Source organism: Tengunoibacter tsumagoiensis (assembly GCF_003967535.1).
GTDB classification, from domain to species: Bacteria; Chloroflexota; Ktedonobacteria; order Ktedonobacterales; family Ktedonobacteraceae; genus Tengunoibacter; species Tengunoibacter tsumagoiensis.
Genome location: NZ_BIFR01000001.1, coordinates 888,204 through 911,024, shown reverse-complemented (window position 1 = coordinate 911,024; position 22,821 = coordinate 888,204). Strand labels below are relative to the sequence as shown.

Here is a 22,821-nt window from a genome sequence, read left to right as displayed (position 1 = left end):
CGCACAGCTTATATTCCTCTATTGTTCTAATAAGCGCACAAACCCCTATCCATAGAAGTGTACGAGAGATGCGCCTTACTGTCAACTCTAAAATTTGCGTGTATCGATAAGAAATAAGTGAATACAAAATTTACTTTATAAAAGCTCGGTTACCTAATTATCTTGTGATGAATTATAAAGAGCGACATCAACCGCAAAAAAAAGGCTACTCCAGTCTCTTTCCTCTGTTCCCACTCCACTCTGGTCACTCCTCCATAGCTCAATGCGAAATAATGCCATGGAGGGGCTGGCCTGGTCGAGCTTCATGATCAGGAAGGAGGTGCCCTACTTTTTTGTCGTATCATGCTCTATTTCAGATATAAAACGATGTAAAGTAGGGAAAGTTGCTTGTCTCTTTCCTCTGTTTCCCTTTCGCTCTGTGAGCCCCTCCATCGCTCAATGCGAAACGGGACATGGGAACAGAAGCTATGGAGGGGCTGGCATAGCGGAGCTTCATGATCAGGAAGGAGACAAGCGACCTTCCCTACTTGTATTATTATTTTATGCATCATTACACACATAAAACGATCTAAAGTAGGGAAAGTCGCTTGTCTCTTTCCACTGCTCCCACTCCGCTCGGTGAGCCCCTCCATAACCCAAAGGGAAACAGAAAACGGGAACAGAAGCGATGGAGGGGCTACCATTGCGAAATGGGGCGTTTCGGCAGGAGACAAGCAACCTGCCCTACTTGTCTTGTCATCTTCCACATAAATAACATATTATATAATGTAAAGTAGGGAAAGTCGCTTGTCTCTTTCCACTGCTCCCACTCCGCTCGGTGAGCCCCTCCATAACCCAAAGGGAAACAGAAAACGGGAACAGAAGCGATGGAGGGGCTACCATTGCGAAATGGGGCGTTTCAGCAGGAGACAAGCAACCTGCCCTACTTGTCTTGTCATCTTCCACATAAATAACATATTATATAATGTAAAGTAGGGAAAGTCGCTTGTCTCTTTCCTCTGCTCCCACTCCGCTCGGTGAGCCCCTCCATAACCCAATGCGAAACGGAAAATGGGAACAGAAGCGATGGAGGGGATACCATTGCCGAACTTCACGATCAGGAAGGATATAGGCCACGAACTAGCCATTCCGTACTGAATTAAACCCGATCGGCATTACTAGTTGACGAGCACTCCGTTTTAATCTACGATGAAGCAGAAAAACAGTGAATTTGCACGCGCGAGGAGATCTTTATGGGTGATCGTATTGGCCAGCAACTTGGCAATTATCGCTTGCTGCGCTTATTAGGACAGGGTAGTTTTGCCGATGTATACCTGGGTGAACATATTCATCTTCACACACAGGCTGCCATCAAAGTGTTACAGGTCCGGCTCGTCGAGAATAGCATTGATAACTTTCTCAATGAAGCTCGTACTATCGCTCACCTTGTCCATCCCTATATCATCCGCGTGCTTGATTTTGGTGTACAGGAAACGATCCCTTTTCTGGTCATGGATTATGCCCCCAAAGGGACGTTCCGCCAGCGCTTTTTGCAAGGCAGACCTCTTCCACCTGCACCTCTGGCATCATATATGCGCCAGGCTGCCGCAGCCCTACAATATGCCCATGAACGAAAGCTTATCCACCGCGACGTGAAGCCTGAGAATATGCTTTTAGGCCCCAACGATGAGGTGCTCCTGAGCGATTTTGGCTTCGCTCTGACCGCGCAGAGCTTTAGCTCCAGCTCAGTTACAGAGACAGCTGGGACTGCAATCTATATGGCCCCCGAACAATTGCAAGGGAAACCACGCGCAGCCAGCGATCAGTATTCGCTTGGCATCATTGCTTATGAATGGCTCACTGGTGAGCGGCCATTCGATGGCTCTTTCTTTGAGATCGCCAGCCAGCAGATGCTGACCCCACCCCCGGCCATGCGCGATAAAGTCCCTACGATTCCACGCGAAATTGAACAAGTGGTGATGACCGCCCTGGCGAAAGATCCTCAAAAACGCTACCTCAATGTGCGCGACTTTGCCCTGGCCCTTTCAGAAGCCTGCCTCTCAGCAAAGCAGTTTGGGTTTGATCTGCCCACGACCACTCTGATACCAGAAGATGGACAGCCGTCTGCACACTTCTCTCAGCAGCAAGCCACCAACAGCAGTTCGCAGAAGAGTCCCGCAACTGAACGAACAGGCCCTTTATCTCAATCTGGCAACCAGAGTAGAAATGAGAAAGCAATCACCCAGCAAGGGTCCTTTAAAGTTGGGACACCTTCAGCTGAGAAGTCAATGTCCTTTACACCTCCTGAGGATTGGAGTAAGATCGCTCCTCCAACTCCTTCTGAGAAGCTACGTGTACAGAAGGCTTTTCAACAGGTAGGCAAACGCACAAACGATGAAGAGAAGCCAACAAATATAGATCAACCTGTTAGCCAGCCATTTCCTTCACTCTCTCTTAAGGCCCATGATGTACTCTCGGGCATTCAGATCATCAAGCCAGATGAAGATATTGTGACAAAAAGTGAGCCCGAGCCTTCTCCTCGCAATCTAGAGGCCGCTCAGAATCTCCATCCTTCACTCTCAGGAATAGCGATTATCCAACCAGACCAGCTAACATCAGCAACGACCGATAACACCTCTTTAAACACACGTAAAGAGAGTGCTGATCAATCGCTACCAACAAGCAAAGAAACATCGGATCAGTCTAAAATCAGATCACAGACGGCACCAGTGATTCCAAAAACACCAAAACCATTGCCGACGGAGAAGACGCCACCTATCGCCACTTTCTCGAGTGAGTTTCCCGTTCCTAATATGCCACCGGTCATGGACGAACGTACACAAACTCCACCTGTGCCACAATCATTTCAGAATATGCCACCGGTCATGGACGAACGTGCACAGACTCCATCTGTGCCACAATCATTTCAGATGGGATCACCTGCCAGTATGCCTGCCAGTCCACAGGCTGACCCCCTGGATAAAGCTCTTCAGCAGCCTCCTTTAATCTGGCAACCAGCTAATCAGCCTAAAGCAGAACCATTGGTGACACCCCGAGCACAACGCCTTGTACAAACGGTGGCGCCCATCAGGACACCGCCGACGGATAATACGAATAACAGAAAGGCCTTGCTGCGCCCGGCCCCGACGGGAGCAGCTCCAATTCCTTCCAGGCGCAGCTCGAGCAGATTTATGCGGCTCGACCTTCTGATTCTTCTCATTATTATTATCGGCGGAGGCTCACTTCTCTTTTACTGGGCTTTTTCACGGACCGGTAGCGATAATGCAAACCAGGCTCAGCATACCATTCAAGCGACCAGCACCGCCTTACAGCAACAAAACGCCAGTGCTACGGCGGCTGCCAGGGCCAATAGTGTTAATGCTACGGCCACTGCGACAACGCGGATTAATCAGGACCCTTACGCTCCCAATACAGGAACACTGGTGCTTAATTCAGACATGACAGCCAATCCCGATAAGCTCTGGAGCGAGACAAACGATCCAGGTGGCACAGGTTGTCAGTTTGCACAAGACGGCTATCATGCCCTCGCACCAGCTCAACTGACGAATATCTGCGTTGCCAATACGACAAACTATACCAATTTCACTTATGAGGCACAGATGACCTTTGTCAAAATTGGGACCTCATACAGCAGCGGAGGGCTGATCTTCCATCGTACAAGCAGCCAGTACTACCGTTTTGAGATCTTTGAGAGTGGTAAATATCAGCTTGCTCTCTGCTCAACCATCAGCGATATCTGTTCACCAGCCGTTGATGGTGCGCAGAAAGCATCACTCCCTATTGATAACTTTAATCCCAATCTCAATCAACCCAACACAATAGCGGTGGTAGATATAGACAAAACGATTACGATCTATGTCAATGGCAAAGCTGTTTTTGAACCATTCACCGATAAGGCTCAAAACCTGACCAGCGGCTCCATTGGAGTCTTTTCCCGTGGTGGTCAGGCAAAGCAAGCGGGAGAAGAGGCTGATATTGTATTTACGAAGGTCCGAGTCTGGAAGCAGGGCTAGATCAGATCTGTCTGGGCTGCTAGCTTGAGCCGGGCCTTAATCCATGTACGTCCCTGCCGAACATCCTCATGATTAATGGAGTGACCACCTTCATGCCAATGGGTTGTTACCGTAGCATGAGCCTCCTGTAATAGTTGAGCTAACTTTTCTGTCTGTGGCTGAGGCACAATTGGATCTCTTCGGCCTGCACTGATAAAGACAGCTGTTCCCTGTAAATCTGGCAATTGCTCAGGAATAAAAGGGAGCATAGGATGAAAAAGCAAGGCTCCAGCCAGCACTCCTGGCCGCAACAGCAGGGTGCTGGCTGCAATATTAGCACCGTTCGAGTAGCCAACTGCAATAACATTCGCGGCATCAAAATGATAGAACTGGCTGGCCGTTTGCACAAAATCCGCTAGCTCATGAGTACGGAACCGCAAGTCTTCCAGATCGAAGACACCTTCTGCCAGACGACGAAAGAAGCGTGGCATGCCATTCTCAAGCACCTTGCCACGCAGACTCAGGAGAGCCGCCCCCGGTACAAGCATTTTTCCGAGATCCAGGAGATCATCTTCTGTTCCCCCTGTACCATGCAACAGAAGCAGGGTAGGGGCCTGCGCCGCATCTTCAGCAGGCACAAAACGATGCACAAATTTTTGGGGTAAGCTCTTGTTTGTATCCATGAATATCGCTCCAACTCATCTCCGTCGCTGGAGATGACCTTCTTCTGTTCTCTATACTCAACTATTAATTTGGTAGTTACTTTTAATTTGTAAGTAAATCATACCATGTAACAGGAAAAGGTGTCAAGGCAATATAGCTTGAGCGCTGGAAGCCGGGCTGTCGCTTCCTCTCTCATGTGAAAGCAATCCTGACCAAGCGAATAATGGCTGTGGCTATAGACCTGAACGCAACTCTAAGGTACACTAGGAAGGGAGGAAAACTTCAGAAAAGGAAAATAGAGAGTATTATGGCAAAAATCCTTGTGGTCGAGGATGAGATCGATATCTGTAATCTCATTCGCAATGAGCTTGAAGCTGAAGGACATACTGTCGTGCAGGCTTTTGATGGACAGGTTGCACTTGAAGCAGTCGAACAGCACACGCCACAACTCATTATTCTAGACTGGATGCTACCTAAGTTAGATGGCTTAACGGTCTGCCGCCGCATACGCCAGAACCATCTGGTTCCAATCATCATGTTGACAGCTCGCAATGAAGAGGTAGATCGTATTCTCGGACTTGAAGTTGGAGCCGATGACTATATAAGTAAGCCCTTTAGCATCCGTGAACTAACGGCACGTGTTCGTGCCATGCTCCGCCGTGTCGAACTGGATAGCCGTCAACAACCCCAACCCACACTCTTTGTCCCTACACCAGTTCCAACTCACTCTACTCATGAGCAGGCCACTCCCCCTATCACTCGTGGAACATTAAGTATCTATACTGTTGAACGTCTCGTTACTTTATCTGGAAATGAGTTAGAGCTGACCCCCAAAGAATACGAGCTCATTCTACTGCTGGCCTCGCATCCGGGTCGCGCCTTCAGTCGCGAGTTTCTGCTCCAGCAGCTCTGGGGCTACGACTATGATGGCTTCGACAGGACAGTCGATACCCATATCACGCGGCTCCGCAAGAAATTAGGCGGCCTCGGCGAGAAGATCGTCACTGTCTGGGGCGTTGGCTACCGTTTCATTGTGTAGAGCCCTGCACAATGAAACGTCCCTGGCAGATAACAGATTCGGCCTGCAACTCAACAGTATCAGGTGCAGTAGAAAGACTATGAATCTCCTTACCTCACAATCTTCTGCAAGCAGCTATCTATCGATCACACTTGCTGCAAATAAACCGGGAGCTCCATTTTTCAAAACACACACCACAAAACATATACCAATAGTATAAGCCACCTCAATCTAATCAGGACCAGACTAACTAGTTATCTCCATATTGAAGAATATATCTACCCTACCGATGTAAAACAGTAGAGCTCCAGACTATGCCAGATCAAGCATGGAACGGAGACGATGGTAGGAATAGTTCTCCTACCCTATAAATACCCATCGGCGACCACTTTTTTTGTAAACATGACAAAATGTCTTCACAAATGGAGGATTAGTTCTGATGACTAAGTATACTATCGCTTCCAGAATCGCTTCAATTATGACTGGCGTAGCTTTTAGTGGATTTTTAACCTTAACACCTGTACATGCTACACCCGTTTCCTCACACCATGGCTTTTCACATCATGGCTCAGCACATCATGGATTAGTACATAGCAAGGGCAAAGCGCTCCACCATAGTGCTCCTATTGCAAAAGCTCCTGCGACAAGCACTGCTCCTGCAACAGCGGCTACTGTCAGTACTGCTCCCGCAACAGCAGCTACTGTTGTCAGCACCAGCACTACACCCAGTGCAACGACGCTTGCTAGCACAACTCCAGCCAGCACTACTCCAGCCAGTACAACTCCGGCCAGCACGACTCCAGCCAGCACTACTCCAGCCAGCACTACCTCGGTCAGCACTACCCCGGTCAGCAAACACCATGTAAGCAAACATCATGTGAGCAAGCACCATGGTTTAGCTCATCACGGTGGATCTGCCCATCACTAAATAAACAGTAAATACACACATGAAACCTTTCTTCTGTCTGGTTCATGAGATTACAAACAAAGGCCCCCAGATCTGCATAGATCTGGGGGCTTTGAGTTAAGGAAAGTTTTAGGAGGAGAGAAGCAGCTACGAACAGTCTCTCATGGAGCTCCACATCAGACTTATAGAGCTTCTTCGGTCCTATCATCTTGATAATGAAGCTGGGCTCGCAGATTTGACCGTTCGACTAATCCAGCCGCCCGATCCAGGAACGCCCAGAAGTAAGAGGCTTCCTCTTTATACTGTAGCCCTTTATCCGCCACATCGGGAGCATTTGCCCGCCAACGAGCCAGATCGGTGACCTGTATCCCAACCACCCCCAGTATCTCCTGTTGATTTCTCAATGGTACCAGGCGAATAAGCTGCGCATGCCCAACATTCCTCTCTAATTCGATACTTTGACCATTCTCAAAGACGTTCTCAGCCTCTCTCAGTTCATGGGGAGAGAGTGCAAAATCAGTGAGGTGGTGAACTGGCGCACTGGCCTGCAACGTCAATACACCTTGAGCATCAGGCAAAAAGATACCGCACGAATGAACACCCCAATTGGCAAATATTCTCACAATCGCCAGAGCCACTTCCTGTAACTGATCATCTAATTGCTCGGTCTCGTGCGTTACCCATAAAAATTCATACAGCAGACGAGCCTGCCGCTCACGTATCCACATTCTTTCAGATCCCCGTTTAATGGTTGATGTCAGCAAGCTAATGACCAGTGCCACTAACAAGAGACCCAGAAGCTCAACCAGTTCCACACGACTGGCAACACGAAAGGTGTAGATTGGAGGAACCATAAAGTAATCAAACGAGAGAGTAGCCAGAAACGAGGCCAGAATTGAGGCCAGAGCCCCACGTAAGAGCGCCAGAGGTACAATCAGCAGCAGATAGAGGATGCTCGCATTGGGGATCGTAGGATAGATATGTGCAAAATAGATGGTGCCAGTAAACACAAATACTCCTGCACAAGCACATCCTATGTCCAATAGGCGAGCATGCCAGCTTCGTGGATGAAGTGCAGGAATTTGGGGCAGATTCTCTATTCTCTGCATGTCTACCTCCTGGCTCATGTATATATAATCGATACATAATTCTTCTATGACTATACTGTAGCACATTTAGCAAGAGAAGGTTCCAGCACAGAGATCAGCATGGCTGGCTGCACCTTTTTGATTTGACTTATTCATGGTCTGGATCGCACCTTCGAGAATGGCAAACAGAGACCAGGACGTTGGAACAACCTGAACAGCTATGCACTCAGTGCACAAAGTAGTCCGCAACATGGTATAGTATAAGACAGGGGACTATTCCATAACCGTAGGTGCAGTCAAACATATGGTTTTATAGATTTACACAATCGATCTACCCATATCATCTTGAGCTCACACAACCAGCACAACCCATTGTCTGGCGCTGTTTTACTGTATTCCTTTTTAGGGAAGGACATAGTATGGAGACCTATGGATTACATCAATACCCTGGTCGACTTTTTATCGTTGAGGGGGTAGATGGCTCGGGCAAGAGTACGCAAATTGCGCTTCTTCGTCAATGGTTGATTAGCGAAGGCTACACGGTCTTCTTCAGCGAATGGAACTCATCGCCATTGGTAAAGAAAACGACCAGTCGTGGTAAAAAGCAACAGATGCTCTCGCCAACAACCTTTAGCCTTATCCATGCAACTGACTTTGCCGACCGAACAGAACATGACATTATTCCCCCACTGAAGGCAGGTGCGATTGTACTTGCGGATCGCTATATCTATACAGCCTTTGCTCGCGATGTAGCCCGCTGTGTCGATCGGGAGTGGGTGCGCGAGCTCTACCAGTTCGCGGTCAAGCCTACCAAAGCGTTCTATTTTCGTGTTCCGCTGGAGACCTCGCTCAATCGTATTCTGACAGGGCGAACTGAGCTCAAGTACTATGAGGCTGGTCTTGATCTTGGCCTTAGTACAGATCCACAAGAAAGCTTTAAGCTGTTTCAGCAGCGCATCATCCACGAATACGAAGCGATGGTCGATGAGTTCCAGCTCACCGTCATGGATGCCAGCCTACCCATTCCAGAGCAGCAACGCCTGATGCGCAGATTGATTCAACCTCACCTGGAAGGTGTACAACGTCGGCGCAAACAGCTCTCACACAAGAACTGGCCACAACCTGCAACAATCATTTCAACAGAGCTCCATGCTAAAGAGAGGTAAGATATGCTTCAGGCCGAGCAGCCATGTGGGAAGAGTGGAAAGCAAGATTCTTTGTCAGTCCCTGTTCATTTAACAGGAAGGACGCCTATGACAGCGCTTGATTTTTATGGTATTGATGCAATTGGCCTACGTGCACGTTACGAAATCTTTCCTGGTCGTCTGATTGTCATCGAGGGAACAGATGGGGTAGGCCGAACGACACAGATTAATCTGCTACGTCCCTGGCTGGAGAGCAGTGGCTATGCCGTCGTTGATACTCAGATGACGCGCTCGGCCCTGGCTGGCAATGGCCTTAAACGGGCAAAACAAGGCAACACATTGGGCTCAATCACCTTAAACCTCTTCTATGCCACAGACTTTGTGGATCGCTTTGAGCAGCAGATTCTTCCCGCACTCAGAGCTGGCTTTATCGTCTTAACTGATCGCTATACCTATTCGCTTATGGCCCGCGCCCTGGTGCGGGGAGCAGATGCGCATTGGATTCGCTCGATCTATGGGCTGGCCCTCAAACCGGATGTTATCTTCTATCTCAAAGTCTCGCTACAGGACCTGATCCCTCGTGTCCTCCAGAATGGCGGCTTCACTTACTGGGAATCAGGCATGGATCTGCATATGGGCAACGACCTGTACGAGAGTTTTGTGCACTATCAGTCGCAGATCCTACAGGAGTATGATCGGATGAGCAAAGAATATCACTTTCAGGTCATAGATGCCAGCCGCTCGATTGAACAGATCTCGGCCCTGCTCAAACAACAGATTCAGCCGCTCCTTCCACATGGACAATAGCGATGGCAAAGAGGGAAAAGAATTTTTTCAACTTCTCCAAAAATTTGTATAAAAGGTCTTGACGAAACGCCACCGTTAGGCTATAATCCAAGTGTTCCTGAAACGGACCGTCCGGTTCGATCAGAGCGTATCTTCCTCGATAGCTCAACGGTAGAGCAATCGGCTGTTAACCGATTGGTTACAGGTTCGAATCCTGTTCGAGGAGCTAAACCAAAGAGGGCCGCCTATTCAGGTGGCCCTCTTTTATTGCCAATGGTTTATTAATAATAGGGCGCTTCAACTCTACCACCTTGTGGGCCCAGTAAAGAGGGGAAACAGGCTTGCTCGACGATACACATATCGATTATAAACAGGTCTCTCTAAGTCTATTGGAGGCATTCCCTCTGCCTGTCTTTGTCGTGGACCGCTCGCTTACTATTATCCACTACAATCAACCAGGCCTCTCTCTCTCTGCCACGAATAGCCGATCCGCCACACAATTGGAACAGATTATTTTTGATCCTTCAATTATTGAGATGATACGAGAGAGCATCGCAACCAACCACCCGCAGAAAAGCCTCTTTGAGAAGACAAATACTGATCTAGCCTGGAAGGTTTCGGTTGCCCCTCTGATCCATCAGACTGGTGCAGAGCTCCCACACTACTTTACGGTTATTATTGAAGATATTACTGAAGCGCGTCGCGTCGAACGGATGCAACGCGATTTTTTAGCCAATATCTCTCATGAGCTCCGCACGCCTCTCACCTCTGTCAGACTCCTTGCCGAGACGCTGGAAGATACCATTGAGACTAATCCCGATAAAGCTCAGGAATTTGTAGAGAAGATTGAGAATGAAGTGCAATATCTCACTGAGCTGGTCTCGGAGGTCCTCGAACTAACAAGAATCGAATCCGGTCAGATGCTCATGACGATTGAACCAATCGAGGCCGAACGCCTGGTCCTTGAGGTGATGGCCCGCATGCTTCCATTGGCTCAACGTCACCGCGTGACGCTCAGTACCCAGATTCAGCAAGGCACAACCATGGTGGCTGCCGATAGCAAACATATCACACGCGTTCTGGTCAACCTGGTCCATAATGCCATTAAATTTACACCATCAGGGGGAAAGATTGTTATTGGCACCGCTCCCCAGCAGAACCAGCCCTCGCAAAGCTTTTTTGTTCGCGATACTGGGGTTGGCATTCGCGCGGAGGAACTTTCGCGCATCTTTGAACGCTTCTATAAAACCGATCGGGCTCGCTCGAAGTCTGGCTTTATCGGCCCTGGTGGAGGAGGCACTGGACTGGGACTGGCCATTGCACGCCATGTTGTAGAGGCACACGGCGGTCGTATCCATGCCGAAAGCCGCCCGGGAGAGGGGAGCACCTTTACCTTCACGTTACCAGTTGCTGTGCAATCGACAATCGAGATGCCGGAAAGCAGCTAAACGCTTCACACCATCACCCCTTGATGGCGGTGAGGTGAGCAGGAGGAACCTTCAATGGAGTCCGAGCTAGAACAACACCTGGCTAAGCTCAATAAACAACAGCTGCTCTTACTAGTCGAGCTACTTGTCGTGCGCAATGCTCACCTCTCGGCTGAGATTGAGGCGCTTCTCTCAACCCTGCTATTTGAAGATGAGGAGTTCAATGCAGATAAACTTACTCTGCACCGCTCTCTCCCACAACAGCTCTCTCCTCCTCTGGCAACGGCACTCTATCAAGAACAGATTGAAGGCTTTATGGCCCGTCTGCAACAGGGCGTGATGCCACAGCTCCTCTTTGATGAACTCTGTCAGATCCTCCAGCAGGCCGAAGCTCTGGCAGATCAATATGAATATCGCCAGGCTCTGGAGCTTTTTGCTTTGACCTTAGATGCTCGCTTAGGGCTGGATCACACTATTTTAACGGCCCTTTTTGACCGGGCTCTGGACGAATTTATGCCTGTTCTGGATATGTTATTGAGTGAAGCAAGCAGCCTGATCATGCCCCATCCCGACGCAGAAGCGACGCCTCTCCTCCCGGAGGATCTCCGCCAGCTCTGGCTTCAACGCATCTTCTCGCTCTGGCTCAAACGCATTGACGCCCATCAGGCGGAAGAACATCTCCCCGAAATGTTGCTAGAGATGGCCTGGCATGAAGATGTTCCGCTGCTACAATACCTCCTTCAACAAGAACTACAATCCTCTGCCAGCTATGCTCACTCGAATATCGTCGATTTCTCACATCAATCACGCACACGCATACTAGAAAAATTTTTAAAGGAGCTACCGGCCCTGTAAACAGATTTTTTAAGATGATCTTTACGACAATATGTTGAAACATATTGCACTTATATGGTACAGTACCTCTCACGACAGGGATTTGTATTCGTTGTGCGTAACGGATGCAACGGGATTTCCCAAGCAGCACAAAAAGCGGAGCAGGACGTTCCAGGGATACCGAACCGGCGATATCGTGAAGGCTATGACTCCCAAAAGAACGCTCACAGGACGCATCGCGATTCGCCATCGCCCCTCATTTCGCCTTGGCACTGCTGATATCCACCCCAAATACATGCGCCGTCTTCACCGTGCTGACGGCTATGAATACGAACAGAGAAAAGGAGGGGTGGCGCTTCCTCCCCATGCCTAAAGGCAGGGGTACCCGCGCCACGAAATTCAGATGGTCAGCTTCAATAGCTTGCGGGATCTTCTCTCAGGGCTGTCAGAGTTGCAACCCTCTTTAACTACTCTCATTCTGAACAGTCTGACAAGTTTTGACAAATCGTTCTTCAGGTTGGCAATTGCTCTTGTGTATTGATATATTGTCGGGTACAATGGGATGGTAGTGGGATGAGAAAGAGGACACTATATGCGTAAACTTGTGATGGTTATCGATGATTCTGCAACGGTTAGAAAGATTGTTGAAACGTGTCTTGGGCGCGAGGGCTTTGAAGTGCAGGGCTTCACCGACGGAATTGAAGCTATGAAGTGGCTCGCGGAACCTCAGGCTCGTGTTCCTGATCTTGTAGTGCTTGATATTGGTCTGCCAAAAATGGATGGCTATGAGGTAGCTCGCCGTCTAAAAAGTAAGCCACAGTTTAATAATACGGTCATCGTGATGCTCTCTCGACGAGATGGGGTTATCGATCGCCTAAAAGGCCGCTTAGCTGGCGCAAAAGACTATCTTACTAAGCCGTTTAAGACCCAGGATATCATTGCGGTTATCGAATCTCACTTGGGCAGTCCGGCTTCAACGTACAATTCTTAAGGTACGTTTGAGAAGATATCTAGAATAGGTCAGATTGATAGAAGCAGCATGAGTGAGCATTCAATCCATGCATCTGCGCTATTTAGCAATGCCCAGCACCTGGAGGCGCTAAGCACTCAGGAGTTCTGGCAGTATGCTCAATCACTGGCAAAGGCGGCTCCAGAACCGTCGCTTCCAGTTGATGAGGCCCTGCTCTGCGAGCTACCACAGGGAGAGTATCTCCTCCCTATGGCTGCTCTCGATGAGGTTATCTCTGCCCCTGCTCACTTTACTCTACTTCCGAAAACACCTATCTGGATGCCAGGTGTGACGGCCTGGCGCGGTGAGACGATCGCGGTTGTCGATCTCGCCGCCTATCTTACACAACATGCTGCTCAACCTCCTCAGGACGCGGTCCTGGCCGTAGCTCATCAGGATGATATCGCTCTCGGACTACTGATCTCTCTCAGTGGTTCTTTACTAACGCTGACTCCTGAACAGTTACAACCAGCTCAAGAGCTACCGGCCCTGCCAGCTCTCCGCCGTGAGACGATCATAAATCTTTATAATACTATTCCTGTGTTATCTCTCCCCATCCTCCTCGCTGATATCGTCCACTACATAAAAATGGCTGCTTCTCATGAATGAACTATTGCCACCTTCCAATGATGACGATGTTTTTGATGATAAAGAACTGTCTGCTGAGGATCTTGCGGTCTTACAAGCTTTTGATGCCATTGTAGACTGGCCTCTCACTCCTATAGAGCAGTCTCCAATTACTCCTCACCTGTCTCCCGCTTCTCCTCATGATGAAGATGAAATGCTCTCTATCTTTCAAACAGAGGCGGAAGAGGATATTACACGGATGCGCTACGTGCTTCAGCAGTTCGATAAAGATACAGAGCTTAAGCACGCTCGCTTTGTTCCTCTACGACGCGCCGGTCATAAGCTACGCGGAACTGCAGCGGCGATGGATTTTCCGGTGCTATCAGAGCTTTCTTCTCATGTGGAAATTATTTGTGAACAGGTTGAAGCAGGTCGACTGCCAGCTAAAACTGCGTATGAAGCGCTCTCTCAAACGGTGATGGTGCTGGAGTTGAGTCTCTCACAACTTTTGACTACGAATCAGGAATTGAACGATGAGCTGCTGCTCAATGATCTAACTGCTCTGTATCAAGAATTGAAGATTGATCTCTCGCTCAATCTTCAACAGGCTCCCGATACACAGGCTCTCGCTTTGCCAGAGACGATTGCTGATAAGCCGCCTGTTGAAGATGAGCTTGTCGATGTTCGTATCCCGTCTCAACTGCTCCAGGATAATGCTGCAAGCGCAATGCCAGCCAGTAAATTTATACGTGTAGATACGCAACGTTTTACAATACTGGAGCAGCATTCCGAACAGTGGCAGGAACAGCGCGTCAAGTTAGAGAATGCGCAGCTACAGGTAGATATCGCCTTACAAGAGCTACAGACAGCTCAGAATCATCTGCAACTTCTGGAGCAACAGCTTCCACTTTTCCTGCACAATCCTCGCGCCCGCGCTCCTCTTGAACGCTCCTCTGGCTCGTCATTGGTGGATCGCATTTTGCATGAAGCTAGCGCACAGAATGAGTCCCATTCCTATCGTCCACATCGTACTGCCCACTCGCGACGCATTGGCTCAGAGAAACGAACGGGCGCATGGGATGAACTGGATATGGAACATTATACGGAGAAAGATATACTGGTCAATTCGCTCAAAGAAGCCATTGCAGATATCAGTATCTGTTCTCAACGCGTGCATTCTGCCTATCTCCAATTGCATGTGCTTCAAGACTCTTCCCTGGATCTGGCAAATCAAGTCCATAAAGATATGCTGTTGATGCGCCTGGCTCCTTTAAGTACGTTGGTTCCACGCATACAACGCGTGATCGCTCTCAGCGCTCTGGCCCAGGAATATAAGGTGGAGTTTGAGGTCCAGGGAGAGCAGACTGAGATTGATCAAGAGATCCTTGAAGAGCTCTCTAATCCCCTTATCCAGCTTATTCGTACCTGCATCTCTGATGTGCAACTGGCTACTGAGAGTACAACCACACAACAGCGCATCTGGCTGCATGCCACCGGGTCTGGCAATGAGATCACAATTGAGATTGGCTTCTCGATGCCAGTCGCTGGGGGGGCGGTCGAGGCTATCCACGAAACGATGCAACAGGTGAAAGGTGAGATGGAGATTCAGCGCAATGGGGCAAATAGCCTGAGCTTTATTCTCCACTTTCCGCGCTCACAAGGGACCGCTCATTGTCTACTGCTGCGAACAGGAACGCAATATGTTATTGTGCCACTGGCACAGATCCAACGCGTTGGTGAACGGAGACGCGACAAGGTCGATGTGCTGTATCATCTCCATCGCCTTCTGGGCTTCCCGGAGGCCCCTACACCACCGGGACAGATTCATCCCGTTCTCTTGCTGGTCTCCGATCATACTCACGATAATACGCAGATGAGTATTGGAGTGGCTGTGGATGAGGTTGTTGGCGAGATCCAACTGGTGACGCGCCCCTTAAAACCCCATCTGCAACGCCCAGGTATCACTGGCTCGGCGGTGGATGGTCAGGGCCGTGTCCTGCTGATGATTAATCTTCCGGAACTGGTAAAGCACTATAAGCAGAATACCCATGTTCAGATTCAGCAGAATTTCTCTCATTTGAATAAGGACAGGCAAGACTATCGGAAAGGACAGACCGAAGAGCCGCTGATCCTCGTGGCCGATGATGCCGTCTATCTCCGCCATTCGGTTATCCAGACGCTTAAACAGGCTAACTACCGCGTTCTGGAGGCGCGAGATGGGATGGAGGCGCTGGAGCAGTTGCGCACTCATCAACCTGGCATCTGCCTGTTGGATATTGAGATGCCCAATCTTACTGGCTTCGATCTGCTGGAGGTGATGCGTCATGATCCTCGTCTGGCAGATACCAGAGCGATTATGCTGACTTCGCGCTCGTCGGATAAGCATATTCAACGCGCCTATGAGCTTGGAGCCTATGGCTATCTGATTAAACCTGTCTCACGTGAAGATATGCTGATTGCTATCACTAAGGTATTACAGGGCAGTCGTGATCAATAAGTCTGTCTCAAAGCCCCTCGCTGATGGGGGTGCCATATGCCATGCCAATGAAGATTGCCGGACCGCCTGCGTTACTGATGTTTGCATCATAAAGGGCCAGTAGTCATTGTGTTTTCTTGATGAAGCAAACCCAATGACGACCGGCCTGAGTGATTACGATAGAGGTGCCTGTGGCTGTTAGTTCACGCTCACGGCTGGTGCCAGTGCGGCAACATCAACTCCGGTAAGTTCAGTAGAGATATCCCAGAGCCGTCTGGCTACTGATGCGTTATATTCGCGTTGGCTGCGAGCTTCGACTTTTGGATAGCCGCGCATCCCCAGAAAACCTCCAGGTCCAACCAGTTCGCCCCCAAAGATCATTGATGAGGTCGCTGCAAAGAGTTGAGGAAGCGCTCCCATCGCGGCACTCTGCGCAACAGATGGGTTGAGGTATTTATACATAAGAACCTCAAAGCGGCTATTAGATGTGGTAGCGCTGACGGATTGGAGATTGGTATTAGCAAAGCCTGGATGGGCCGCAACGCTAAGGGTGCTGGAACCAATCGACTTGAGACGACGCTGTAATTCAAAGGCAAAGAGCAGGTTGGCCTTTTTGCTTTGACCATAGGCCTCCCAACGCGAGTAAGCATGCTTGCGTTGCAGATCATCAAAATTGAGCTCCCCAAACCGACGCGCCATACTACTGGTTGTGATGATACGGCTATTGGGTGTCTCCAATAATGTCGGAAGCAGCAGTCCAGTCAGCGCAAAATGACCAAGATGATTGGTTCCAAATTGTGTCTCAAAACCATCCACGGTCTCGCTACGTGGAATCGCCATCACACCAGCATTATTAAAGAGCAGATCAAGCCGGGAATGCTCTTGCTGAAATTCTCTGGCAAATTCGCGAATACCTCGCTGTGAGGCCAGGTCAAGCTGACGATACTCTAACTTTGCGAGCGGAAATTGAGCCTGTAGCCTCTGCATAGCCCGCTGGCCTTTGTCTACACTGCGGCTGGTGAGAATTACATGTGCTCCATGAGCGGCAAGCGCACGAGCAGTCTCAAGACCCAGGCCACTATTGGCTCCGGTAATGAGCGCAACACGTCCCGTTAGATCGGGCATATATGCTGTAGTCCATTGAGTCATTCTATTTTCCTTTGTTTTTTCCCAAAAAGCGAAATTACATTCCCTGATGAATCCCTCTATAAGGTGATCTATTCTATGTACGGTTGAGCAAGAGGTTTGGGGTAAAATGCGTAACTATTCGCCTATTAATTGAACCATTAGCAAGGCCTGCGGAAAGTTAGACATATTTCCAGTGATGAACACTATACTTTTTAAGCCAGGGGGCAGTCAGGATCTCAAAGTGATGCTCAGTGACGCTCTGCCAGTTCAGCAGGCCCATCGAACCAGTATTGAGCCGATGACCTGGTGCTTTCAGATCCCAGGTCAGGTCTGCCAGTTTACAGGACTGCGTGTATCCATTGTGTGCAAGCCTGATCCTGGCTGGACCTCCATAGTGCCCAAAAAAGTGATAGGCTGGCTGAGCCTGCTGAAGGAGCGTTGTAATCTCTTCCATTCCCTGGCCAGATCGCTGAAAATCAACTGGAGCATCGTGAGTTAAGAGAATATCTATAGTGGGAGCGCAGAGATCAGCCAGACGTTGCTGCTCATACGCTTGAATATAGCTGGTTTTTGATGGATCGGGCTCGCTGGCCGGAGCTCCAATGCGGCCAATTCCTAGCAGCGTAATCGACTCATGCTGATGAGTGAAGGTATAGGGGATGCCTGTGCGGAGACACCAGATGCGCTGATAGACATCAATGGAGAAAAGAGCATCCGTCGCCTCCTCCTCCAGTTCATCCAGCCAGTCATGGGCCTCATGATTGCCACGCACAAACAGAAGAGGGCAGTTTGTCAACGATAACATCGCCGCAACTTCGTCGTCATACTCTACAAAATCTAGCAAGAAACCAAGTTCACTAGGATCAATCTTGGCCTGTCGGAAGGTCGCCCAATCCAGTGTGTCTTCACTGGGATAGGCTCCTAGATCACCTGCCTGCAAGATCAGATCAATCCGTTGGCCCGTCTCTTGCTGCCAGCGAGCACACAGCTTGAATGCCAGCAACATACGACCATGGATATCTGCAAAGACGGCAATGTTCACCCTTCCTCTTCCTTTCTCAGAGCATAAACGAGAAGTCATTTTTTCAGGTATGTATTTATAAGTAGATGATGGTAGAGCTCTACAGGGCGTTTCGGTTCTGAATGAGTCCTCTGACAGCCGAAAAGGTTCTTCCATCAGGAAGATGAGTAATTAAAATGAAAATAATGCATTATGATCGTTTTCGGGCGCGACTGCGGTCTGGCCCGTGTCGTCAGCCTCAATGAATTGGCCCTTTCAATTCATTGTCCCCCAGGACACGGGCCAGACCGCAGTCGCATCCGCTGAGCTTGCCCACCTGCCTCGCTTCCTCTTCCCGATTCATTGCCTCATCTGCAAGAACTGGAACACCCTGTAGAGCCCCACTTAACAGTAGTACAGTGATGAAGAGAAGAGTGCAAACACATTGAGAAAAACAGGCTCACATTGAGTTACCTTCATCGGTTTATGAGCCCCTACATAAATTTTTCAAGCGTCTCCACTAACCATGTACGTTCAGCACGATAAAGAGCCATACGATGCGAAATGGCAATATCTACCCCTTTACCGATACTATGTGCCGGAGCCTGTTCATAAGAGGCAATAACTTGATTTAGCTGCTCCAGATGATCCTGGAGCAGAGCTCGCACCTCTGGTTCCTGCAGATGATCCAGAAACATAAGCGCTACTTCAAAGGGCGGCGTCCCAATAGCCGCTTGAGAAAGCAGTTCTTTGAGGAGATTGATAAATTGCTGCTCACCGGCTGCTGTTAATTGATACACCTTCCGTGGAGGGCGATTTCCTTCTTGCTCCGTCATACGCTCAACGTATCCCTGTGTACAGAGACGCTCAAGCAATGTATAGGCGGTTGAACGCTTCATATCGATGACACGCCCAAGGTTATGCTCAATAAACTCATTGAGTTGATAACCATGCTGGCGTTCAGCCTTGAGCATTCCTAATAGCAAGAGCATGCGCTCGTCCATTGTCTGTCATTCCTCCATCCTTTTAAAGCCCCACAGTTATCGCGCCCGGCCCGGTCCGATTGTCATGTATTATACTCGACCTTGACTATTCCAGACAAGATTATCTATAATAGACTAAGTCGATTAATCGTATACGACTATTGCCAATGCATTGGTAAGGTCTGACTCTGACACATGAATGAAAGAAACAGATAGGAGAAAGAAGATATGTTTATTGCAGTCAATACTATTGCCGGTCCTGGTGGAAATGAAAGGATGCTTGAGGGGTTTAAGCATGCCACACCTGCCATGAAGCAGTTCACAGGCTTCCTGGGTCTGGAGATCTGGACCGCTCCCGATGGCTCGATGCAGGCGATTTCACGCTGGACCTCGAAAGAGGCCCTGGATGAATACATCCATAATTCTCTCTTCCGCAGCCATCATGGCGGTGCCTCAGGAGAACAGATGAATATTCCTGAGCAGGTCTTCTATTACAACGCCGAAGTCCTGGGATAATCTACATAACTCTTTGAGGTGAAATACACGGACAAAGGCCCTCCACCGCCATCATTCATGATAGGCTTCACACCTTATGAACGATTAATCGATCCACGAGCGATTAATCGCATAAAGGATGTAGGGCCCATCATTCATGATGGCCGCGGACCTCGTCGGATTATCCCACCACGACACCCCATGATGGCCGCGGACCTTATCGGATTATCCCACCACGACACCCCATGATGGCCGCGGACCTTATCGAATTATCCCACCACGACACCCCATGATGGCCGCGGACCTTATCGAATTATCCCACCACGACACCCCATGATGGCCGCGGACCTATTCAGGCACAATAGTAATCAGTAACCGAATGCACGATGTGATTATTGCCTACACTTCCACCTACCGCCCAGAGGCTGTTGGTACCGGGAACAGAAGTGATTACATTCAGGTAGCTCTGTCCAGAGAAGGCAGGGTTCTGATTCAGGCTCCAAGATGTACCATCCCACTGTTCCACCAGCGCATAGTTGCCATAGGCCTGGCCCACCGTCCAGATGTCGGTAGGAGAGAGTGCCACCACAGCAAAGAATCTTCCACCAGTAGCGCTACCATTGGGAACATTGACAGGTGCAATTGGAGTACTCTTCCAGGCGCGACCAGTCCAGTACTCCGCCAGTGGCGTAGCCGTCGTACTGTGCGGTGGAGTAAATGATCCTACAGCCCAGAGAGTCTGTGTCCCGGGCACAAAAGTATAGCTATTGATCTCAGCGCCACCTGTCGCATCACTATAGAAAAGAGCCTGCGCCATCTTCGGCAGAAGGCTCCACCTGGTCCCATCCCAGTGCTCCACAACTGTGCGATTATGGGTCGCATCGCTGGCTATACCAAAGGCCCAGACGTTGGTTTCTGAAAGCGCGATCACCTGAGTCAGCGCGAGATCCTGTTTAGCAAGCGCCGGACTGGCAACAATCGTCCACTGAGTACCATCCCAATATTCCGTGAGTGGAAGGCTCTGTTGAGCAGTCTGATAACTTCCCACAGTCCAGAGATGGGCAGTGCCAGGTACAGCAGCGACGCTTAAGAGCGAATTTTGCGCTGAAGCAACATTCGGACTGGCAACCACATTCCAGCTCTTGCCATCCCAGTGATCAGTAAAGGTCTGACCATTAAGAATCCCAACCGCCCAGGCATTGCGACCATCGATCGCAGCCAGCCCGCTAATCACATTCCCAGGATTGGCTCCCGAGACCAGGAACGGTACCACTTTCCAGGCCTTGCCATTCCAATGAAGAAGTAGTTGGGCCGCTGTCGTCCCGCCAGCCGCCCAGACATCTTGCGCCGACATTGCCGCTATGCTGGTCAGATTGCCCACACCTGGATTAGAAACCGCATTCCACTGCCCACAATTCAATCTTCCAATTCCAAAGGCCCGCACCGGTGAATGATTGGAACAAAATACCATCATCGCAGTTAGAAGTAGTCCCAGCCAGACTATCTTTGTTTGTTTGCGCCCCATCAACGTAACCTTCCACTTCTTCCAGTTAGCATCCAGAGAATTGATAGCATAATACAGACAGTATGTACATAGTGCTAAGTGGGATAATACAGACAGTATGTACATAGTGCTAAGTGGGATCACACAAGGACAGAATTGCCATCACAGATTGATCAGCAACTATTTATACCAGACACTTCTGGATCGCTTATCTTTACTATTTACCACTTCTCTCTAAAAAGAATTACTTTGACATCTCTAAACATACTACAAACGTCAATAATATATATTTAATTTTACAGATAATGCGCTATTTTATATAAAAAAAGAGAAGGGCTGATGCTAGATCAGCCCTTCTCCACAGAATGGTGCATGTAGTAGACAGCAAAAGATGACCGTATATTGTCAGGCCCGGGTTAGAAACAGAGAAACCATCCAATTGGGAGAACGCATCTTTGAACAGTACCGTATATACCTCTTACCAACCACGAAACACAACAGCATAGACCGGGGATCAGAAGGGCTCAGATGCGACAACTGAAGATAAGAAGAACGACTGAGAAGCTTTGGTACAGTCAGAATCATCAGAGCATGAGAAAAAAGCCTGTTGTATTTGTAAATAGCACAAAACAGTTCGACTTTATTCTTATATCTACTTAATAATCTCGACTGCATACTCCAACTCCTCAACTAATAGAAATGCTCAATTTTTTGCCTAATGCTCGCACATGTCGACGCAAGGTTTTCAATGTGTAAGCATCATAACCAGCCTTCTCAATACGCGCTACCTGGGCCTGAGACACTCCCAACTTTGCCGCCAGTTCTGCCTGAGTCAATCCTGCCGCCAGGCGTGCTTCGACCAGTTGAAGCCAGAGATCTTGTTCCTCGACGATCTCCTCAAATTGAGCTTGCGCTTCCTGTGAAGACAACAAAGTTGACTTAAACGCTTCATATCTTCGCTCACCCTCTTCGAGGTAATCATGTTGTTCCGGGATGCTCTCGTGCATTCTAGTATCTCTTTCGTTGTGCTTTCCACACCTAATTTGCATATATCTGCTCTCTAACAGAGCACACAAACAATCGGTGCTGGTTTGTTCGATAGCTTGCTCTCTTTCTTTACTAGTGTATTCATACACTGCCAGTTGTCGCAAGGTTCCCTCTGTTCTGTATAAAATAGCCATTGTCAAATATCTGCTGCTTCCAGCACTACTGTAAGTATAAAACCGCTCTCAAAGGTGCTCGGGCCAGGGTGTGAGCAGGAAGCTGACTGCGCTGACAGCTTCCCTGATCACATTCATTTTTTCTTTCCATTCTGGCGATCCAGGTGTTTCTGATACCTCTTCTGGGCAATGGTAAATTCACGTTTACTGATTTTCTGCTCCTTTTTTTGAAAGCCATACAGAAAAATCACATGCCCATTGTCCACGCAGTAGATCAGCCGAAAGATATTGGTGCGCCGCTCGACTCTCAATTCCCACAACTTATCCCTCACATGACCTATCAGAGGTGGCTTTGCAGTCTGTCTAAGGATACATAATTTTTCGATTGCTGCCAGTATCTGCAAGCGCGCATCTGCTTGAAGGCCCCCTAAGAAATCTTCGACCGGGCTGGCACCACTATCTTCAAGATAGAATGACGGAATCCATCTAAGAGTAACATTGCCCAAGGACTTACCCTTTCTTTGAGGTGGACGGTTTTATGATACGGCGGTTCGTTATGGAAGTCGTATATTTGTCAATGTGCGGCCAGTTATATACGTTTTTTAGTATATTACCTCTCCCTAGTTTAGGATATTGCTG

19 protein-coding genes, 1 tRNA gene and 1 pseudogene are annotated in these 22,821 nt (G+C 49.0%); 13 read left to right on the top strand and 8 right to left on the bottom strand.

The genetic code is table 11. The features are described 5' to 3' along the window. Positions 1–1,232: 1,232 nt before the first annotated feature. Positions 1,233–4,013 carry a serine/threonine-protein kinase gene (locus tag EL628_RS03535; RefSeq protein WP_126578413.1) on the top strand — a complete coding sequence of 927 codons (2,781 nt, stop codon included), beginning with the start codon at positions 1,233–1,235 and terminating at the stop codon, positions 4,011–4,013. Here EL628_RS03535 and EL628_RS03530 read toward each other — a convergent pair. Beyond that, entirely contained in the window at positions 4,010–4,675 is a 666-nt protein-coding gene (locus tag EL628_RS03530) for an alpha/beta hydrolase (protein WP_126578412.1), read from the bottom strand. The genes EL628_RS03535 and EL628_RS03530 overlap by 4 nt on opposite strands. 287 nt (positions 4,676–4,962) lie before the next feature. On the opposite strand from EL628_RS03530, the gene EL628_RS03525 reads away from it, so the two are divergent. After that, the gene (locus tag EL628_RS03525) at positions 4,963–5,694 is read left to right on the top strand and encodes a response regulator transcription factor (protein WP_126578411.1); all 732 of its coding nucleotides are present in this window, start codon (positions 4,963–4,965) and stop codon (positions 5,692–5,694) included. Positions 5,695–6,112: 418 nt separating this feature from the next. Then, positions 6,113–6,601, top strand: a complete 489-nt coding sequence (locus EL628_RS03520) for a hypothetical protein (protein WP_126578410.1) — start codon at positions 6,113–6,115, stop codon at positions 6,599–6,601. A 161-nt stretch (positions 6,602–6,762) separates the two neighbouring features. Here EL628_RS03520 and EL628_RS03515 read toward each other — a convergent pair whose 3' ends face one another. After that, positions 6,763–7,689: a DUF4118 domain-containing protein gene (locus EL628_RS03515; protein ID WP_161975252.1), complete on the bottom strand. Its 927-nt coding sequence runs from the start codon at positions 7,687–7,689 to the stop codon at positions 6,763–6,765. 398 nt (positions 7,690–8,087) lie between these two features. On the opposite strand from EL628_RS03515, the gene EL628_RS03510 reads away from it, so the two are divergent. The 9 genes and pseudogenes from EL628_RS03510 (at position 8,088) to EL628_RS03470 (ending at position 15,933) form a co-directional block, all read left to right on the top strand. Next, entirely contained in the window at positions 8,088–8,834 is a 747-nt protein-coding gene (locus EL628_RS03510) for a dTMP kinase (RefSeq protein WP_126578408.1), read from the top strand. 87 nt (positions 8,835–8,921) lie between these two features. Further along, positions 8,922–9,620, top strand: a complete 699-nt coding sequence (tmk, locus tag EL628_RS03505; protein WP_170211131.1) for a dTMP kinase — start codon at positions 8,922–8,924, stop codon at positions 9,618–9,620. A 133-nt stretch (positions 9,621–9,753) separates the two neighbouring features. Then, positions 9,754–9,825, top strand: a tRNA-Asn gene (locus tag EL628_RS03500). A 115-nt stretch (positions 9,826–9,940) separates the two neighbouring features. Continuing rightward, positions 9,941–11,047, top strand: coding sequence for a sensor histidine kinase (locus EL628_RS03495; protein ID WP_126578406.1), 1,107 nt, complete (start codon positions 9,941–9,943; stop codon positions 11,045–11,047). A 54-nt stretch (positions 11,048–11,101) separates the two neighbouring features. Beyond that, a complete protein-coding gene (locus tag EL628_RS03490) occupies positions 11,102–11,881 on the top strand; it encodes a hypothetical protein (protein WP_126578405.1) in 780 nt (259 codons plus the stop codon). 61 nt (positions 11,882–11,942) lie between these two features. Next, a pseudogene (locus EL628_RS03485) lies at positions 11,943–12,233 on the top strand (RNA-guided endonuclease IscB); the annotation flags it as partial. A 219-nt stretch (positions 12,234–12,452) separates the two neighbouring features. Continuing rightward, complete coding sequence (locus EL628_RS03480) at positions 12,453–12,851, top strand: response regulator (RefSeq protein WP_126578404.1); 399 nt, start codon at positions 12,453–12,455, stop codon at positions 12,849–12,851. A gap of 48 nt (positions 12,852–12,899) precedes the next feature. After that, complete coding sequence (locus tag EL628_RS03475; RefSeq protein ID WP_126578403.1) at positions 12,900–13,478, top strand: chemotaxis protein CheW; 579 nt, start codon at positions 12,900–12,902, stop codon at positions 13,476–13,478. Further along, on the top strand, positions 13,471–15,933 hold the full coding sequence (locus EL628_RS03470; protein WP_126578402.1) for an ATP-binding response regulator: 2,463 nt from the start codon (positions 13,471–13,473) through the stop codon (positions 15,931–15,933). Before EL628_RS03475 ends, EL628_RS03470 begins: the two co-directional genes overlap by 8 nt. Before the next feature lie 177 nt (positions 15,934–16,110). On the opposite strand, the gene EL628_RS03465 is transcribed toward EL628_RS03470, so the two are convergent. From EL628_RS03465 to EL628_RS03455, 3 genes are all read right to left on the bottom strand, one after another. After that, on the bottom strand, positions 16,111–17,061 hold the full coding sequence (locus EL628_RS03465; protein WP_126578401.1) for an oxidoreductase: 951 nt from the start codon (positions 17,059–17,061) through the stop codon (positions 16,111–16,113). A gap of 157 nt (positions 17,062–17,218) precedes the next feature. Further along, positions 17,219–18,082 (bottom strand): metallophosphoesterase family protein, encoded by an 864-nt coding sequence (locus EL628_RS03460; RefSeq protein ID WP_161975251.1) that lies wholly within the window; start codon positions 18,080–18,082, stop codon positions 17,219–17,221. A gap of 452 nt (positions 18,083–18,534) precedes the next feature. Further along, a complete protein-coding gene (locus EL628_RS03455) occupies positions 18,535–19,044 on the bottom strand; it encodes a PadR family transcriptional regulator (protein WP_126578399.1) in 510 nt (169 codons plus the stop codon). 207 nt (positions 19,045–19,251) lie between these two features. On the opposite strand from EL628_RS03455, the gene EL628_RS03450 reads away from it, so the two are divergent. Beyond that, the gene (locus EL628_RS03450) at positions 19,252–19,539 is read left to right on the top strand and encodes an antibiotic biosynthesis monooxygenase family protein (RefSeq protein ID WP_126578398.1); all 288 of its coding nucleotides are present in this window, start codon (positions 19,252–19,254) and stop codon (positions 19,537–19,539) included. Positions 19,540–19,870: 331 nt separating this feature from the next. On the opposite strand, the gene EL628_RS03445 is transcribed toward EL628_RS03450, so the two are convergent. The 3 genes from EL628_RS03445 to EL628_RS03435 form a co-directional block, all read right to left on the bottom strand. Beyond that, on the bottom strand, positions 19,871–21,043 hold the full coding sequence (locus EL628_RS03445) for a hypothetical protein (RefSeq protein WP_126578397.1): 1,173 nt from the start codon (positions 21,041–21,043) through the stop codon (positions 19,871–19,873). Between the two features lie 665 nt (positions 21,044–21,708). After that, positions 21,709–22,029: a helix-turn-helix domain-containing protein gene (locus tag EL628_RS29695; protein WP_161975250.1), complete on the bottom strand. Its 321-nt coding sequence runs from the start codon at positions 22,027–22,029 to the stop codon at positions 21,709–21,711. Between the two features lie 287 nt (positions 22,030–22,316). After that, positions 22,317–22,688 (bottom strand): type II toxin-antitoxin system RelE/ParE family toxin, encoded by a 372-nt coding sequence (locus EL628_RS03435; protein ID WP_126578395.1) that lies wholly within the window; start codon positions 22,686–22,688, stop codon positions 22,317–22,319. Positions 22,689–22,821: the final 133 nt, after the last annotated feature.